Here is a 16,258-nt window from a genome sequence, read left to right as displayed (position 1 = left end):
AGCAACACCCATGGCTTTTTCGCTGAAGATCACCTTGGTCACCGCGCTGTTGCTGCTCACCGCCTGCCGCAGTGATCCGATCCAGTTTCACACCCTGATGCCGACGCAGTTGGGTAATCAATCCCGCGCCGGTGCCGCTGAGATTCAGATCGAAGGCATCAGCGTTCCGCCCCAGGTCGATCGTCCGCAGATCGTCATCCGTCAGGGCAACAGCGGCCTGGCAATACTCGAAACCGAATGGTGGGCTGCCAGCCTGGTGGATGAATTGCGCAGCGCGATGGTCGATCAACTGCTCAACAACAACCCTCAACGCAAACTGTCCGTGCGCCTGGATGTGCAGCGCTTCGACTCGATCCCAGGGCAATACGCCTTGATCGATGTCAAATGGCGCCTGCGCAATCTCGGCGACGGCGATTCCGCGCTGGTGACCTGTCGCAGCACGTTGCAGACCCCTTCTGGCCCCAGCATCGATGATTTGGTGGTGGCGCATCAGAACAACGTCAAGCGTCTGGCCGCTGCGATCAGTCAGGCGGGTGGTGGAACGTTAAGGGGTTGCCCATCGAGCCAGTGACGAAATTGTTTGATTCATGTCCAGCGGGCAAGGGGCCGAGGTGCTGCTAATCTGAATGAAAATGACATGTATTAACGGTTTCCTTGACGTTGATTTCTCATTTGACGCTCTACATTTCCTGCGACTCACACCATGCAGACGGTTCGCATCGATTTGCCAGCGAATAGACGTGCATGCTTTCCAAAAAGAACAGGAGCTGCCGACAGAATGATCACCCCCATCCCTTCATTCCTTAAAACGGCCTTGCTGGCCACGGCGCTGCTCGGCGCCGGACACGTGTCTGCAGCGGAGACCGACGGCATCGTGGTCTACAACGCGCAACACGAAAGCCTGACCAAAGCCTGGGTCGAAGGCTTCACCAAGGAAACCGGAATTAAGGTCACCGTGCGCAATGGTGACGATACCGAAATGGGAAACCAGATCGTGCAGGAAGGTGCTGCGTCCCCGGCCGATTTGTTCCTGACCGAAAACTCCCCGGCCATGGTGCTGGTGGACAACGCGGGGCTGTTTGCACCGGTTGCGCCGGGCACTCTGGAGCAAGTCGATGCTGCTTACCGTCCGGCCCACGGCAAATGGGTCGGGATCGCCGCGCGCTCCACGGTGTTTGTCTATAACCCGAGCAAACTGCCCGAAGCCGACTTGCCAAAATCGCTGATGGACCTCGCCGATCCCGCGTGGAAGGGCCGCTGGGGTGCGTCGCCGGCCGGTGCCGATTTCCAGGCCATCGTCGCTGCCGTGCTCGAACTCAAGGGTGAAGCGGCCACACTGGAGTGGCTCAAAGGGATGAAAAGCAACTTCACCGCCTATCGTGGCAACAGCTCGGTGCTCAAAGCGGTGAATGCCGGGCAAATCGACAGTGGCGTGATCTATCACTATTACAGCTTCGGCGATCAGGCCAAGACTGGCGAAAACAGCAAGAACACCGCCCTGCACTACTTCAGGCACAAGGATCCCGGCGCGTTTGTCAGTGTCTCGGGGGGCGGCGTCCTGGCGTCCAGTCAGCACAAGGAGCAAGCCCAGGCGTTACTGAAATGGATCACCGGAAAGGACGGCCAGGAGATTCTCAAGACCGGCAAATCGTTCGAATACGCCGTGGGCAAAAATGCCCAATCCAATCCAAAACTGGTGCCTTTGCAGCAACTCGACGCCCCAGCGGTCGATGCCTCAAAACTCGACAGCAAAAAAGCCGTGGAGCTGATGACTCAGGCGGGACTGCTTTAATTGATGCCTGAAACCCTGCCAACGGGTATCCCCGAGGCGATACCCGACAACCTGCGACGCCGCGCCCGTGGCGTCTTCGCCGGTCACGGTGGCGCGTGGGTACTCGGTTTGTCGGTGCTGGTTTCATTACTGGCGCTGATGCCGATTGCCTTCGTCATCGGCGTGTCGATTGAAACCGGCTGGGCGACGCTGGTGCCGCTGGTATTTCGCCCACGGGTCGGCGAGCTGCTGCTCAACACCGTGTTGCTGGTGGTGATCACGATTCCCTTGTGCATCACGCTTGGCCTGACCCTGGCCTGGCTGACAGAGCGCACCAACCTGCCGGGTCGACGCGGGTGGTCGTTGTTGGCCACTGCGCCGCTGGCGGTGCCGGCGTTCGTTCACAGCTATGCGTGGGTCAGCCTGATTCCACCGATTCATGGCCTGTTTGCCGGGGTGCTGGTCTCGGTGATCGCCTACTTCCCGTTCCTGTACCTGCCCATTGCCGCCACCCTGCGCCGGCTCGATCCGGCGATCGAGGACGTGGCCGAATCTCTGGGGCTCAAGCCCTGGAAGATCTTTTTCCGCGTGGTGTTGCCGCAACTGCGCCTGGCCATTTGCGGTGGTGCCTTGCTGGTGGGGCTGCACTTGCTGGCCGAATATGGCTTGTACGCGATGATCCGTTTCGACACCTTTACTACGGCGATCTTCGATCAGTTCAAGTCCACCTTCAACGGCCCCGCTGCCCAGATGCTGGCCAGCGTGCTTGCCCTGTGTTGCCTGGTGATGTTGACGGTCGAATCGGCCGCTCGCGGCACGGCGCGCTACGCCCGGGTCGGCTCCGGCAGCGCCCGTGAGCAGCGGGTTGTGCGTCTGGGCGCTCAAGCCAGCGTGCTCGGACTGATGCTGCAAATCACCACCTGCGCACTGGCACTGGGTGTGCCGCTGATCACCCTGGGCAAATGGCTGATAGCGGGCGGCACGCAAGTCTGGGACCTGGCGGAGTTGATGCCGGCGCTGGAACAAACCCTGTTGTTAGGGATGGCAGGCGCAGTCCTCACCACCTGCGCCGCGATCCCGATTGCCTGGCTGTCGATCCGCTCACCTGGCCCCCTGCAACGATTGCTGGAAAGCTGCAATTACATCACCAGCTCGTTACCCGGAATCGTCGTTGCCCTGGCCCTGGTGACCCTTACCATCCATTTCGCCCGGCCGATTTACCAGACCACTGTCACGGTATTGCTGGCGTACCTGCTGATGTTTTTACCGCGTGCTCTGGTGAGTTTGCGTGCAGGCATCGCGCAGGCACCGATAGAACTGGAAAACATGGCGCGCAGCCTCGGCCGTTCGCCTGCGCGGGCCTTGTGGCTGATTACCCTGCGCCTCGCCGCGCCCGGGGCCGCCGCTGGCGCTGCTCTGGTGTTTCTGGCGATCACCAATGAGCTGACCGCGACCCTGCTGCTCGCCCCCAACGGCACACGCACCCTGGCCACCGGTTTCTGGGCCATGACCAGCGAAATCGACTATGCCGCTGCCGCGCCCTACGCCTTGCTGATGATTGTGCTGTCGCTTCCGTTGACCGGTCTTCTTTATCACCAATCCAAACGAACGGCTGGCCGATGAACACCCTTGAACTCGATTCAATCTACAAATCCTACGGCGCCCATCAAGCCCTGGAGAACATCAGCCTGTCGGTGCCCACCGGTAGCCGGACAGTGATCGTCGGCCCCTCCGGCTCTGGCAAAACCACGTTATTGCGGATGATCGCCGGCTTCGAATTCCCGGACACCGGCAAGCTGTCGCTCAATGGTCAGACGCTGGTCGACGACACCCACGAAGTCCCGGCGCATCAGCGCTTGATTGGCTATGTTCCCCAGGACGGCGCCCTGTTCCCGCACATGACCGTGGCCGCCAATATCGGGTTCGGGCTGTCGACCAAGGGTGACGCCAGACACCAGCGAGTCGCCGAATTGATGGACAGCGTCGCCCTGGACTCGAACATGGCCAAACGTTGGCCCCATGAGCTTTCCGGCGGCCAGCAACAGCGTGTGGCGCTGGCGCGGGCCTTGGCGCAGCAGCCGCGCCTGATGTTGCTGGACGAGCCGTTCTCGGCACTCGACACCGGCCTTCGCGGCGCCATGCGCAAAATGGTCGCGCGCTTGCTGACCGACGCTGGCGTGACCACCATTCTGGTCACCCATGACCAGAGCGAAGCGCTGTCGTTCGCCGATCAGTTGGCGGTAATGCGCGACGGTCGGCTCGTGCAGTCGGGCCCTCCGCTGGACCTTTACCGTTATCCCGACGACGAACAAACCGCGCTGTTCCTCGGCGACGCCGTGGTCATGCCCGCCCGGATCGAGGCCGGCTGGGCCCATTGCGACCTGGGGCGGATACCGGTCAACAACCACCGCAACAACAAATCGGCGCAGATCATGCTGCGCCCCGAGCAACTGCAACTGGTCAGCATCCAGCCCGGCCCGGGCGAAGTCGCCGGGTGTCGCGCCGTCGTGACCGAACGGGATTTCAGCGGCAACACGTGCACCTTGACCGTGGAGTTGCAGCCGACCGCCGCAGGCGACCCGCACGGTCGAGCATTGATGGTGCGCAGCTCGGGCATGTACGCACCACCCGCCGGCAGTGCCGTTCATGTGTCGACCATCGGCCATGCCCATGTGCTGAGCGAACCGTGAACATCAAAGATCGAAGCGGTCCACCGCACGACGCCGTTCGTTGTCGTCGCGCACATCGTAGTTGGCCGTGGTCTGGATGTTGCTGTGATGGGCGAGTTTTTGCGCAATCGACAGGTCGTGCTCTTCGATCACCCGGGTAATGAACGAGCGCCGGAAATCATGCGGCATGATTTTCACCCCGACCTGTGCGCCGCGCTGGCGGGCGATGTAATAGATCGCGTGTTTGGTGATGCGCTCGCGGGTGATGTGGCTGCCTCGACGGATACGGTTGAACAGGAACGGGTCGTCCACCTCGCCTTCCTTGAGGTGCGAACGGCGCAGTTCCAGCCAGGCCTGCAGTTTTTCAAAGGCCCAGGCCGGCGCGTATTTGATCAACTGCTTGTTGCCCTTGGCGCTGACTCGCAAACTGCGCTCGCTGAAATCCACCTGTGACAGGTCCAGGTTCACCGATTCGGATTTGCGCATGCCCGAGCCATACAAAATCCCGATGATCGCTGCGTCTCTCAACCCTTGAGGACGCGGGTCAGCGGCACACACCGCCATCATTTCCTGAATCAGCGAGCGCCGCAGGTTACGGCCCTGGGACAACCGCGTGCCGGCAATGCCCTTGACCGAGCGCATTTTCAGCAGATGCTCCTGGCTGATCAGGCTCATGCGCCACGCTTCGTTCATCACCCCGCGCACCGCGTTGACGTACAGCGAAGAGGTGTTTGGCGCGTATCCGTCTTCGCGCAGTGCCGCGACCAGCGCAATGACATTCTCGGGCTGGAGTTGGTGCCAGGGAATCTCTTCGACGTTCATGTCTTCGAACCCCAGACGGTCGGCCGCATCCTGCAAAACGTAACGCATGGTCAACTGACTGGAGGGTGCCAGTCGGGCCAGGTAAACAGTCATCGGGTTGGTTTTCGAAACAACAGGATCGGTATCAGGTAAGTCAATCAAACGAAACGGCCTTGAGTGGAAACACTTCAGTAAAAACAACTAAGGATTGAAACATCGTTCATATAAAGGGGAACACTTCGAGAGGACTTTTCTTCTGAAAATCTCGATGAACGGCAGAAGTCTGAACAGTGGCTGTATGAGGTTCAGATAAACGATTCGAAGACCGGTTTTTCATGTTCCTTTCACAAAATCGGGCATAACCTTCAATCAACCCGACGAGCCCTTGTGGGCCGTTACGCTGCCGGTCGCGGCCGGGAATGTCAATTGATGGCTTCCTGCTCCGGCAGTCAAACCCTTGAAAACACGCTTGTTTCGGCGATTTCGCTGAAGGGCGTCGTTCGCCCGGTGATTCTAATGAAAGAGCTTATGAATGAAGTGTTTCTGCCCTTCTCCCGCCCCACCATCGGCGATGAAGAAGTCGCCGCTGTAGAGCAAGTACTGCGTTCCGGCTGGATCACTACCGGGCCGAAAAACCAGCAACTGGAAGAGCAATTTGCCCACTATGTCGGCTGCCGCCATGCCGTTGCACTTTCGTCGGCCACCGGCGGTATGCACATCGCATTACTGGCATTGGGCATCGGTCCGGGCGATGAAGTCATCACACCGTCCCAGACCTGGGTGTCCACCGCCAACATGATTTGCCTGCTGGGGGCCAGACCGGTCTTCGTCGACGTTGACCGCGACACGCTGATGAGCGACCTGGCGAGCATTGAAGCGGCGATCACCCCGCGCACCCGGGCAATCATTCCGGTGCATTACGCCGGTGCCGCTTTCGACCTCGATCCGCTCTACGCCTTGGCCGACAAACACGGCATCCCCATCATCGAAGACGCCGCCCACGCAGCCGGCACCTTTTACAAAGGTCGGCCTGTCGGCGCGAAAGGCACGGCGATCTTCTCGTTCCACGCGATCAAGAACATGACCTGTGCCGAGGGCGCTATGTTCGTCAGCGACGACACGGCGCTGGCCAACCGGGTGCGCATGCTCAAGTTTCATGGCCTGGGCGTTGATGCCTACGACCGCCTGACCCACGGCCGCAAGCCTCAGGCGCAGGTGATGGAACCGGGCTTCAAATACAACCTGGCCGACATCAATGCCGCCATCGCCCTGGTGCAGCTGGAGCGTCTTGACGAGATCAACGCCAGGCGCACCGAGCTGGCGCGTACCTATCTGCAACGCCTCGAAGGGTTACCCGTGCAACCGCTGGCCGTTCCGACGTATCCGCAGCGGCACGCCTGGCACCTGTTCATTCTGCGCATCGACGCCGAGCGCTGCGGCCTGGACCGCGAAGCGTTCATGAAAGCGTTGCAGGAACAGAACATCGGCACCGGCATTCATTTCATCGCCACGCACCTGCACACGTATTACCGCCGCCGTTTTCCCAACCTTTACCTGCCCAATACCGAATGGAACTCGGCGCGCCTGTGCTCGATTCCGTTGTTCCCGGACATGACCACCGATGACGTGAATCGCGTTGTCGACGCCATTGAACACACTCTGGACAGACGCCTGTGAAACCCTATCCGATCCGTTGCGTGTCGATCGTTATCCCGGTCTACAACGAGCAAGACAGCCTGCCCGAGTTGCTGCGGCGCACCGAAGCGGCGTGCCAGCAGTTGCACCACGACTACGAAATCGTAATGGTCGACGACGGCAGCCGCGACAATTCCGCGCAAATTCTCGAGGACGCCGCCAATCGCGAGTGCAGCCCGGTGGTGGCGGTCATTCTCAACCGCAATTACGGCCAGCACGCGGCAATCATGGCCGGTTTCGAACAGTGCAAAGGCGATGTGGTGATCACCCTCGACGCCGACCTGCAAAACCCGCCGGAAGAAATCCCACGTCTGGTGGCGCAGGCCGAACTTGGCTATGACGTGGTCGCCACGGTACGCAACAACCGCCAGGACTCATCCCTGCGGCGCTGGCCCTCGAAGCTGATCAACCTCGCCGTGCAGCGCTCCACCGGCGTGGCCATGAGCGATTACGGCTGCATGCTCCGCGCCTACCGCCGCAGCATTGTCGACGCGATGCTCGCCTGCCGCGAACGCAGCACCTTCATCCCGATCCTGGCCAACAGCTTTGCCCGGCACACCACGGAAATCCTGGTGATGCACGCCGAGCGTGAACACGGCGAATCCAGGTACAGCCCCATGCGCCTGATCAACCTGATGTTCGACCTGATCACCTGCATGACCACCACGCCGCTGCGCCTGTTGAGCATCGTCGGTTTCGCCATGGCCGGCCTGGGTGTGGCGTTCGCCATTGCGCTGATCGTCCTGCGGCTGGTGTTCGGCGCCGAATGGGCCGGCGACGGCACGTTCGTGTTGTTCGCCGTGCTGTTCGTGTTCACCGGCGGGCAATTCATCGGCATGGGCCTGTTGGGCGAATACCTGGGCCGCATGTACAGCGACGTCCGCGCCCGTCCCCGCTTCTTCGTCGAGAAGGTCCTGCGTAGCCAGCCCGCCACGCCGGCTCCCGCTGTGACCGTCGACGGCCTCACTTCCACTTCTTCCGATCAGGTTCTCTCATGAACGCAAAAGCTGTTGTCTTCGCCTATCACGACATCGGCTGTGCCGGCATCGAAACCCTGCTCGCCTCGGGTTTCGAGATCGCTGCGGTGTTTACCCACGCCGATGATCCGACAGAAAACGCCTTTTTCGGCTCCGTGGCGCAGCTGTGCGCGAACAAGGGCATCCCGGTTCACGCCCCGGAAGATGCCAACCATCCGCTGTGGATCGAGCGAATCCGCCAGCTCAAGCCTGATTACCTGTTCTCGTTCTACTATCGCCATCTGCTGAGTGAACCGCTGCTGGCTACGGCCCGCAAAGGTGCGTTCAACCTGCACGGTTCGCTTCTGCCGCGTTACCGGGGTCGCGCGCCGGCCAACTGGGTGCTGGTCAACGGCGAAAGCGAAACCGGCGTGACCCTGCACCGCATGGTCAAACGTGCCGACGCTGGCGCCATCCTTGCCCAGCAACGGGTTGCCATTGAGCGCAGCGACACGGCGCTGACCCTGCATGGCAAATTGCGCGTGGCCGCTACCGACCTGCTGCGCGATGCCTTGCCGGCGTTGCTTGCCGGTCGAATCAGCGAAACGGATCAGGATGATTCCCAAGCAACAGTGTTCGGCCGTCGCACACCTGCCGACGGCAAACTGGTCTGGAAAAAACCGGCCGAAGAACTGTTCAATCTGGTCCGCGCCGTCACCCAACCCTACCCCGGCGCGTTTTGCGCCGTGGGTGAGCACAAGCTGATTGTCTGGAGTGCAGACGTTGCCAAGGGCAATGAAGGCCTGGCACCGGGCCGGGTGATCAGTGTCGATCCGCTGCGCATCGCCTGCGGCGAAGACTCTTTGGTCATCACCGCCGGCCAGCGTAGCGATAACGGCTTGTACCTGAGCGGACCGCAACTCGCCAGCGAACTGGGGCTGGTCGAAGGTTCGGTAATGCGTGGCGCCGAGTCCGGTCGCGGGCCGCGTCGCACGCGCGTGCTGATCCTGGGCGTCAACGGCTTCATCGGCAATCACTTGTCCGAGCGCCTGTTGCGTGATGACAAATACGAGGTTTACGGCCTCGACATCGGTTCCGACGCCATCGACCGCTTGCGCAGCCATCCGCGCTTCCACTTCGTTGAAGGCGACATCAGCATTCACTCCGAGTGGATCGAATACCACATCAAGAAATGCGACGTAATCCTGCCGCTGGTGGCGATTGCCACGCCGATCGAATACACCCGTAACCCGCTGCGGGTGTTCGAGCTGGACTTCGAAGAGAACCTGAAACTGGTGCGTTACTGCGTCAAATTCAACAAGCGCGTGATCTTCCCGTCGACCTCCGAAGTGTATGGCATGTGCCAGGACCAGAACTTCGACGAAGACACCTCCAACCTCGTCGTCGGCCCGATCAACAAGCAGCGCTGGATTTATTCGATCTCCAAGCAATTGCTCGACCGGGTGATCTGGGCCTACGGCCAGAAAGGCCTCAACTTCACCCTGTTCCGGCCTTTCAATTGGATGGGCCCGCGCCTGGACCGCCTGGACTCGGCGCGGATCGGCAGCTCCCGGGCGATCACTCAATTGATCCTGAACCTGGTGGAAGGCTCGCCGATCCGGCTGTTCGATGGCGGCGAGCAGAAACGCTGCTTTACTGACATCGCCGATGGCGTCGAAGCGCTGGCACGGATCATCGACAACGAAAACGATGCCTGCAATGGCCAGATCATCAACATCGGCAACCCGGACAACGAGGCCAGCATTCGTCAGCTGGGCGAAGAGCTGTTGCGTCAGTTCGAAGCGCATCCGCTGCGCGACAACTTCCCGCCATTCGCCGGTTTTCGCGATGTGGAAAGCAAGGCGTTCTACGGCACCGGGTATCAGGACGTGTCCCACCGCAAACCGAGCATCGCCAACGCCAGGCGTCTGCTTGACTGGACGCCCACGGTTGAGATGAGCGAGACCATTGCTAATACGCTGGATTTCTTCCTGCGCGAAGCCATGCTCGAACAAACGGACAGCCACTGATGCAGGCAGGCTTACGAATCGATGTCGACACCTACCGAGGTACCCGTGAGGGGGTGCCTCGACTGCTGGAAAGCCTCGATGAAGCGCAGGTCAAGGCGACGTTTTTCTTCAGCGTCGGGCCGGACAACATGGGGCGCCATCTGTGGCGCCTGATCCGCCCGCAATTTTTCTGGAAAATGCTCCGTTCCAACGCGGCCGGTTTGTATGGCTGGGACATTCTGCTGGCCGGCACTGCCTGGCCGGGCAAACCCATTGGTCGCGACCTCGGGCACTTGATGCGTCAGGCCCGGGATGCCGGCCATGAGGTCGGCCTGCACGCCTGGGATCATCATGGCTGGCAGGCCAATGCCGGGCGCTGGAGCGACGCGCAGCTGATCGAACAGATCCGCCAGGGCGTGGACACCCTCAGCGACATCCTCGGGCAAAAAGTCGAGTGCTCGGCGTCTGCCGGTTGGCGTGCGGACGAGCGTGTGATCGAGGCCAAGCAAGCGTTCGGCTTTCGCTACAACAGCGACTGTCGCGGCCAGAGCCTGTTCCGGCCGGCACTGGCCGGGGGCGGGTTGGGGGCGCCGCAAATTCCGGTGGACCTGCCGACCTACGATGAAGTGGTCGGTCCATCGGTCGCGGCCAAGGACTTCAACGGCTTCATTCTCGATCGATTCACTCCTGAAACACTCAACGTCTACACGATCCACGCCGAAGTGGAAGGGATTCTGATGGCCAACGATTTCCGTCAATTGCTGGCCGATGCGCGCCAGCGTGGCATCTGCTTCACACCCTTGGGCGAGCTGCTGCCCGAAGCTCTCGGCACCTTGCCATCCGGCCGTGTCGTGCGCGGCACTCTCATCGGCCGGGAAGGCTGGCTGGGAGTGCAAGGCGCATGAGTAAACGCTGGGCACTGCCGCTGCTGCTGGGGATTGTGTTGTTGGCGTACCTGTTGCCACTGGGCAGTCACGGCTTGTGGATCCCCGACGAAACCCGCTACGCCCAAATCAGTCAAGGCATGTTGCTCAGTGGTGACTGGGTGTCGCCGCATTTCATGAGCCTGCGCTACTTCGAAAAACCGGTCGCGGGCTACTGGATGATTGCCGCCGGCCAGGCGCTGTTTGGCCAGAATCTGTTTGGCGTGCGCGTTGCCTCGGCCCTGTGCACCGGGCTGAGCGTGATGCTGTGCTTCCTGATCGCCCGTCGACTGTGGAACGAACCGCGCAAGAGCTTTGCCTGTGCGCTGCTGTACATGAGTTTCACCGTCATCGCTGGCGCTGCGGGCTACGCCAACCTTGATCCGCAATTCACCTTCTGGGTCAATCTGAGCCTGGTCGGTCTGTGGTTTGCGCTGGACAGTGTGCGCCGTGGCCCACGCCTGATCGGTTGGGCAGTGCTTGGGCTGGCTTGCGGCATGGGGTTCCTGACCAAGGGTTTCCTGGCCTGGTTGCTGCCGGTGTTGATTGCCGTGCCTTTCATGGCGTGGCAAAAACGCTGGCGTGAGCTGCTGATCTACGGCCCAGTGGCGATTGTCGTGGCCATCGTGGTGAGTCTGCCGTGGGCGCTGGCGGTACACGCCGAGGAGCCCGATTACTGGCGGTTCTTCTTCTGGCACGAACACATCCGTCGCTTTGCCGGTGACGATGCGCAACACGACGCACCGTGGTGGTTCTATTTGCCGTTGCTGGTGGCGTTCAGTCTGCCGTGGGCGGCGTTATTGCCATCGGCGCTGCGCCAGGCATGGAAAACACGCGGCCAGGCCAGCATTGGTTTTCTTCTGTTGTGGCTGTTGATGCCGCTGCTGTTCTTCAGCCTGAGCAACGGCAAGTTGCCGAGCTACATCCTGCCCTGCCTGCTGCCATTGGCCTTGCTGCTGGGGCACTTCCTGGCCGACCGGCTCAAGCTGGAACAAGGCCGGGTCCTGGGCATCAACGGCTTGCTGAACCTGATACTGGGCCTGACCACCCTGCTCGCCCTCGTCTACCTGCAACTGCAGAAGCCGGTCTACAACCATGAACTGCACAACCTGGTGCTGGTGTTCATCGGCCTGATCGGCTGGATCATGGCCAACCTGCTGCAAGCCTTCAGACCCCTGCAATGCTGGGCGGCACCGGCGTTTGGCAGCCTGCTGCTGATCGGTCTGCTGCCCGCCGGGCTGCCCGATTCGGTGGTGGCCAACAAGATGCCCGACCAATTCATCCTCGAGCATGCCCGGGAACTCGGCCAGACCGACCGACTGCTGAGCAACGACCTCGGTGCCGCAGCCGCCCTGTCCTGGCGCCTGAAACGTCCAGACGTGGCGTTGTACAACACGATAGGCGAACTGAAATATGGCCTTGCTTATCCTGACTCGGTGCAGCAGCGCGTCGACCCCGATCAGGTTCAACAGTGGATCCGCAACGCCCGGCAGAATGGCTCGGTCGGTGTGGTGATGCGGGTCAAGGGTGAGGACGAGCTGCAAGAAATCGAACGCCTGCCCAAGGATGGCAAACGCTATGAACAAGGCAATCTGGTGATTCTGATCTTTCCTCAGGGTGCGTCATGAGCCTGCTCCTGCTGTTGGCCGCGTGCCTGCTGACCTGCCTGGGCCAGATCGCCCAGAAGTACGCCGTCGAGAGCTGGCGCGACAAGCCGTCGACGTGGGGCGCGAAAATGCGCTCGCCGTGGCTATGGCTGGCGCTCGCTGCGCTGGGCTTGGGCTTGCTGGTCTGGCTGCTGGTGTTGCAGCGCCTTGAAGTCGGCATCGCCTACCCGATGCTGAGCCTGAATTTCGTACTGATCACGCTGATCGCCCGTTTTGTTTTCCACGAACCCATCGACCGCCAGCACTGGATGGGCGTGGCGCTGGTGATCGGCGGTGTGATTCTGCTGGGGCAACACGCATGAGCCTGCGCCGCGGAATCTCCTTCGCCATGGGCAGCGTACTGCTCGGCAGCGCGGCGCAATTGGGCATGCGCTGGAGCATGACGCGCCTGCCGTCACCCGAACACTTGCTGACGTCCAGCATCGATCCGACGGCGGTCACCGTGGTTGCGGCCGCGATCCTAGCCTACGTCCTTTCAATGATTTGCTGGCTCGCCGCGCTGCGGGATGTGCCGCTGGGTCGGGCCTATTCGCTGCTGAGCATCAGCTACGCGCTGGTGTACCTGCTGGCCGCCAGCCTGCCGCTGTTCAACGAAACGTTCAGCTTTCCAAAAACCCTCGGGGTGGCCCTGGTCATGCTCGGGGTCATCACCATCAACAGCCGTCCAGCTCGCGCGCCCGAACTCAGGAGTGCCTCATGAAAATCAGTGTATTTGGTAGCGGTTACGTTGGCCTGGTGCAAGCCGCCGTCCTGGCGGAAGTCGGCCACGACGTGGTCTGCATGGACATTGACGAGAAGAAAGTCGAGTTGTTGCAACAGGGCCACGTGAGCATTTTCGAACCGGGGCTGGCCAGCCTGGTGCGTGAAAGCCTGGAAGCCAGACGACTGCAATTCACCACCGATGAAAAACTCGCGGTGCAGCATGGTCAGGTGCTGTTTATCGCAGTCGGTACGCCGTCCCGGGACGATGGCTCGGCGGACCTGCGTTACGTGCTGTCCGTGGGCGAAGCGGTGGCGCGGCATCGTGAGCAACCGGTGATTCTGGTGGAGAAATCCACGGTGCCGGTGGGCACGGGCGATACCTTGCGTGCGCACATCGACAAGTGCCTGATCAAGGTCGGCCGGTTGCTGCAGTTCGATATCGTCTCCAACCCCGAATTTCTGAAAGAAGGCTCTGCCGTGGCGGACTGCCGGCGCCCGGACCGCATCGTGATCGGCTGCGAGAGCGATGACGTGCGCGACGTGATGCGCGACCTCTACGCACCGTTCAACCGTAACCACGACCGCATCATGTTCATGGACCTGCGCAGTGCTGAACTGACCAAGTACGCCGCCAACTGCATGCTGGCGACCAAGATCAGCTTCATCAACCAGATCGCCGAACTGGCGGAGCACCTGGGTGCCGACATTGAGTCGGTGCGCCTGGGCATCGGCGCCGACTCGCGCATTGGTTACCACTTCATCTATCCCGGTTGCGGTTATGGCGGTTCGTGTTTCCCCAAGGACATGCGCGCGCTGATCCACAGCGCCGAAGAAGCGCACTGCTCCAGCGACCTGCTGCAAGCGGTGGAAGCGATCAATCAGCGGCAGAAGCACAAGCTGTTCGAGCGCATCAACGCGTTCTACAAGGGCGACTTGCGCGGCAAGACCTTCGCGGTGTGGGGGCTTGCCTTCAAGCCCAACACCGATGACATGCGTGATGCGCCGAGCCGGGTGCTGCTGGAATCGCTGTGGGCTGCCGGCGCCAGCGTGCGCGCGTTCGATCCGGAAGCCATGCAGGAAACCCAGCATTTGTATCCCGACGAATCGAAATTGATGCTGATGGGCACGCCGGAATCGGTATTGGCCGGTGCCGATGCGTTGATCATCTGCACCGAATGGCAGCAGTTCAAGGCCCCGGATTTCAATTTGATCCAGCAACGGTTGAAGGCGCCGGTGATTTTCGACGGACGCAACCTGTACGACGCCGAACGCCTGGCCCGCAACGGTTTCCTGTACTTCCCGATGGGGCGTGGGGAATCGCGCAAGTTGCCGATTCCGCACCAGCAATGGCCGGCGGCGCAGGTTGTCGCTTGATTGCGCTGGCACAACCCGTGGTAGCAGCTGCCGTTGTGGCGAGGGGATTTATCCCCGTTGGGCTGCGAAGCGGCCCCCAGCATTCCTTCATTCACACCGCACTTGCAGGATTCACGGCTGCTGCGCCCCCGAACGGGGCGGTGCGACGTTTCGCTAAATCCCCTCGCCACAAAGCAAGCTCGGCAGCTGCTACAGTGCCGCGCATGAATTTTATTGTTCGTCGTGCCCAATATTCCGACGCCGCCGCCCTCCCCGACATCGAGCGTTCGGCGGCGGAACTGTTTCGTTGTGACCCTTCACTGGCCTGGCTGGCAGATGCTGCGGTGCCTGATGCCAAACACCATCAACAGGTGATCAAGACGGACGATGTTTGGGTGGCACAATCGGCCGATGGCGCACTTATGGGATTTGTCAGCGCGGTCCAGGTCGACAACGAACTGCATATCCAGGAACTGTCCGTCAGCCAACACTTTCAGGGCCACGGCGCTGGACGAAAGTTGCTGTTAGCGGCGATTGAATGTTCCCGGGATCGAGAACTCCATGGTCTGACCCTGACCACATTTCGCGATGTGCCGTGGAATGAAGCGTTTTATCAGCGCATGGGCTTTGAAACATTGAGCCCCGCACAACTGAGCCCGCGTTTAACGACCGTTTTGAACAACGAAGTGGCACACGGCTTACCCGGCGGGCGCCGTTGTGCAATGCGTTTGAACCTTAGACCGGCGCCTTCAGATCCACACCCAACGCCCGCGCAAATGCCTTGACCAGCGGACTGCGCACGGTGTTGTGCCGCAGGATCAGATTGAACGGCGTGACGATATGGATCAGGTCCGGACGCACCGCGCGAAATTGCCCCTGAGCCACCATCGATGCGGCGTAATGTTGCGGCAGAAAGCCCACGAAGCGCCCGGTCTTGATCAGCAACGCCACCGCTTCCACCTGGGTTGCCGACGCCGAAAAGCTGTCGTAGTGGGCAAAATTCAGTTTGTCGCGATGAATCGCGTAACGGTGGTTGATGCACTCGTAATCCTTGAGCACATGGCTACCGATTTCAGCCTCCGGTACCGAGAACAACGGATGTCCGACGGCGCAGTAAACCTCCGAGCGTTCTTCATAAAGCGCGTAGTAATCAAACTCTTCGCGTTTCTGATAAACCGGGACAATGCCAGCCACTAACCGGCCTTCCACTACCCCGCGCTCCACCTCATCCAGCTGTGACGCCTGAAGTTGAAACCTTACTTTCGGTGACTCTTCATTGATTCGTCTAAGGGCGGCAACTAACGGTGAATTAGCATCGGAGAATGTGTTGTCAATCACCCCAACGCCAAGATCGCCTACAAGTTCATTCTGCGCTGAACTAAGCCGGTCTCGAAAGTTGTCGACCGAGGCAAACAAATCGATGGACGCCTGATACACCAGGCTGCCTTCTTCGGTCAGGTGAAAGCCTTCCCGCCCTCGGGTACACAGGCGCATGCCAATGCGGATTTCAAGGTCGGAGATCTGTTTGCTGATGGCTGCCAGCCCCACATTCAGCTCGTTCTGGGCGGCACTGAAACCGCCGGCCTCGACCACGGCCTTGAACACTTTGAGCAGTTTGAAATCCAGACCGCTGAGGGTCAGCGGCGCGCGATGCGACGTTTTCAGCGGCGGGTTTCCGGAATTGGAAAGTGGGGTTTCCATAATGCTTATTT

Annotated in this window: 15 protein-coding genes; 13 read left to right on the top strand and 2 right to left on the bottom strand. The window is 60.7% G+C overall.

The genetic code is table 11. The features are described 5' to 3' along the window. Nucleotides 1-10 precede the first annotated feature (10 nt). The 4 genes from ACRC4F_RS14185 to ACRC4F_RS14170 all read left to right on the top strand — a co-directional run bounded on the left by ACRC4F_RS14185 (nucleotide 11) and on the right by ACRC4F_RS14170 (nucleotide 4,461). A complete protein-coding gene (locus tag ACRC4F_RS14185; protein WP_438659865.1) occupies nucleotides 11-571 on the top strand; it encodes a PqiC family protein in 561 nt (186 codons plus the stop codon). Between the two features lie 207 nt (nucleotides 572-778). Beyond that, on the top strand, nucleotides 779-1,792 hold the full coding sequence (locus tag ACRC4F_RS14180; protein WP_438659864.1) for an iron ABC transporter substrate-binding protein: 1,014 nt from the start codon (nucleotides 779-781) through the stop codon (nucleotides 1,790-1,792). Nucleotides 1,793-1,795: 3 nt separating this feature from the next. Next, nucleotides 1,796-3,394, top strand: coding sequence for an ABC transporter permease (locus ACRC4F_RS14175; protein WP_438659863.1), 1,599 nt, complete (start codon nucleotides 1,796-1,798; stop codon nucleotides 3,392-3,394). After that, nucleotides 3,391-4,461 carry an ABC transporter ATP-binding protein gene (locus ACRC4F_RS14170; RefSeq protein WP_438659862.1) on the top strand — a complete coding sequence of 357 codons (1,071 nt, stop codon included), beginning with the start codon at nucleotides 3,391-3,393 and terminating at the stop codon, nucleotides 4,459-4,461. The genes ACRC4F_RS14175 and ACRC4F_RS14170 overlap by 4 nt, the downstream gene beginning before the upstream one ends. Before the next feature lie 3 nt (nucleotides 4,462-4,464). Here the strand turns inward: ACRC4F_RS14170 and ACRC4F_RS14165 are convergent, their stop codons facing one another. After that, entirely contained in the window at nucleotides 4,465-5,355 is an 891-nt protein-coding gene (locus tag ACRC4F_RS14165; RefSeq protein ID WP_438660131.1) for a site-specific integrase, read from the bottom strand. Between the two features lie 414 nt (nucleotides 5,356-5,769). On the opposite strand from ACRC4F_RS14165, the gene arnB reads away from it, so the two are divergent. From arnB to ACRC4F_RS14120, 9 genes are all read left to right on the top strand, one after another. Continuing rightward, the gene (gene arnB / locus ACRC4F_RS14160; RefSeq protein ID WP_438659861.1) at nucleotides 5,770-6,918 is read left to right on the top strand and encodes a UDP-4-amino-4-deoxy-L-arabinose aminotransferase; all 1,149 of its coding nucleotides are present in this window, start codon (nucleotides 5,770-5,772) and stop codon (nucleotides 6,916-6,918) included. Then, complete coding sequence (gene arnC, locus ACRC4F_RS14155) at nucleotides 6,915-7,934, top strand: undecaprenyl-phosphate 4-deoxy-4-formamido-L-arabinose transferase (RefSeq protein WP_438659860.1); 1,020 nt, start codon at nucleotides 6,915-6,917, stop codon at nucleotides 7,932-7,934. The genes arnB and arnC overlap by 4 nt, the downstream gene beginning before the upstream one ends. Then, nucleotides 7,931-9,922 carry a bifunctional UDP-4-amino-4-deoxy-L-arabinose formyltransferase/UDP-glucuronic acid oxidase ArnA gene (gene arnA, locus ACRC4F_RS14150; protein ID WP_438659859.1) on the top strand — a complete coding sequence of 664 codons (1,992 nt, stop codon included), beginning with the start codon at nucleotides 7,931-7,933 and terminating at the stop codon, nucleotides 9,920-9,922. Before arnC ends, arnA begins: the two co-directional genes overlap by 4 nt. Further along, entirely contained in the window at nucleotides 9,922-10,806 is an 885-nt protein-coding gene (gene arnD, locus ACRC4F_RS14145) for a 4-deoxy-4-formamido-L-arabinose-phosphoundecaprenol deformylase (protein ID WP_438659858.1), read from the top strand. The genes arnA and arnD overlap by 1 nt, the downstream gene beginning before the upstream one ends. Then, nucleotides 10,803-12,452, top strand: coding sequence for a lipid IV(A) 4-amino-4-deoxy-L-arabinosyltransferase (gene arnT / locus ACRC4F_RS14140; RefSeq protein ID WP_438659857.1), 1,650 nt, complete (start codon nucleotides 10,803-10,805; stop codon nucleotides 12,450-12,452). Before arnD ends, arnT begins: the two co-directional genes overlap by 4 nt. Continuing rightward, the gene (gene arnE, locus ACRC4F_RS14135; protein WP_438659856.1) at nucleotides 12,449-12,793 is read left to right on the top strand and encodes a 4-amino-4-deoxy-L-arabinose-phosphoundecaprenol flippase subunit ArnE; all 345 of its coding nucleotides are present in this window, start codon (nucleotides 12,449-12,451) and stop codon (nucleotides 12,791-12,793) included. Before arnT ends, arnE begins: the two co-directional genes overlap by 4 nt. Next, on the top strand, nucleotides 12,790-13,191 hold the full coding sequence (gene arnF / locus ACRC4F_RS14130) for a 4-amino-4-deoxy-L-arabinose-phosphoundecaprenol flippase subunit ArnF (protein ID WP_438659855.1): 402 nt from the start codon (nucleotides 12,790-12,792) through the stop codon (nucleotides 13,189-13,191). Before arnE ends, arnF begins: the two co-directional genes overlap by 4 nt. Then, nucleotides 13,188-14,567 carry a UDP-glucose dehydrogenase family protein gene (locus ACRC4F_RS14125; RefSeq protein ID WP_438659854.1) on the top strand — a complete coding sequence of 460 codons (1,380 nt, stop codon included), beginning with the start codon at nucleotides 13,188-13,190 and terminating at the stop codon, nucleotides 14,565-14,567. Before arnF ends, ACRC4F_RS14125 begins: the two co-directional genes overlap by 4 nt. 203 nt (nucleotides 14,568-14,770) lie before the next feature. Beyond that, nucleotides 14,771-15,331 carry a GNAT family N-acetyltransferase gene (locus ACRC4F_RS14120; protein WP_438659853.1) on the top strand — a complete coding sequence of 187 codons (561 nt, stop codon included), beginning with the start codon at nucleotides 14,771-14,773 and terminating at the stop codon, nucleotides 15,329-15,331. On the opposite strand, the gene ACRC4F_RS14115 is transcribed toward ACRC4F_RS14120, so the two are convergent. Further along, nucleotides 15,282-16,247: a LysR family transcriptional regulator gene (locus ACRC4F_RS14115; protein ID WP_438659852.1), complete on the bottom strand. Its 966-nt coding sequence runs from the start codon at nucleotides 16,245-16,247 to the stop codon at nucleotides 15,282-15,284. The two genes, ACRC4F_RS14120 and ACRC4F_RS14115, sit on opposite strands and share 50 nt — an antisense overlap. Nucleotides 16,248-16,258 lie beyond the last annotated feature (11 nt).

Origin of the sequence: Pseudomonas sp. (assembly GCF_051660785.1) — a bacterium.
Lineage (GTDB): Bacteria > Pseudomonadota > Gammaproteobacteria > Pseudomonadales > Pseudomonadaceae > Aquipseudomonas.
This window is presented reverse-complemented; position numbering and strand designations above follow the sequence as displayed.

Bases quoted from the DNA above. Each gene is read 5' to 3' on its own strand.
- ACRC4F_RS14185 (WP_438659865.1), top strand. From the start codon at position 11: ATGGCTTTTTCGCTGAAGATCACCTTGGTCACCGCGCTGTTGCTGCTC.
- ACRC4F_RS14180 (WP_438659864.1), top strand. From the start codon at position 779: ATGATCACCCCCATCCCTTCATTCCTTAAAACGGCCTTGCTGGCCACG.
- ACRC4F_RS14175 (WP_438659863.1), top strand. From the start codon at position 1,796: ATGCCTGAAACCCTGCCAACGGGTATCCCCGAGGCGATACCCGACAAC.
- ACRC4F_RS14170 (WP_438659862.1), top strand. From the start codon at position 3,391: ATGAACACCCTTGAACTCGATTCAATCTACAAATCCTACGGCGCCCAT.
- ACRC4F_RS14165 (WP_438660131.1), bottom strand. From the start codon at position 5,355: ATGACTGTTTACCTGGCCCGACTGGCACCCTCCAGTCAGTTGACCATG.
- arnB (WP_438659861.1), top strand. From the start codon at position 5,770: ATGAATGAAGTGTTTCTGCCCTTCTCCCGCCCCACCATCGGCGATGAA.
- arnA (WP_438659859.1), top strand. From the start codon at position 7,931: ATGAACGCAAAAGCTGTTGTCTTCGCCTATCACGACATCGGCTGTGCC.
- arnD (WP_438659858.1), top strand. From the start codon at position 9,922: ATGCAGGCAGGCTTACGAATCGATGTCGACACCTACCGAGGTACCCGT.
- arnT (WP_438659857.1), top strand. From the start codon at position 10,803: ATGAGTAAACGCTGGGCACTGCCGCTGCTGCTGGGGATTGTGTTGTTG.
- arnE (WP_438659856.1), top strand. From the start codon at position 12,449: ATGAGCCTGCTCCTGCTGTTGGCCGCGTGCCTGCTGACCTGCCTGGGC.
- arnF (WP_438659855.1), top strand. From the start codon at position 12,790: ATGAGCCTGCGCCGCGGAATCTCCTTCGCCATGGGCAGCGTACTGCTC.
- ACRC4F_RS14125 (WP_438659854.1), top strand. From the start codon at position 13,188: ATGAAAATCAGTGTATTTGGTAGCGGTTACGTTGGCCTGGTGCAAGCC.
- ACRC4F_RS14120 (WP_438659853.1), top strand. From the start codon at position 14,771: ATGAATTTTATTGTTCGTCGTGCCCAATATTCCGACGCCGCCGCCCTC.
- ACRC4F_RS14115 (WP_438659852.1), bottom strand. From the start codon at position 16,247: ATGGAAACCCCACTTTCCAATTCCGGAAACCCGCCGCTGAAAACGTCG.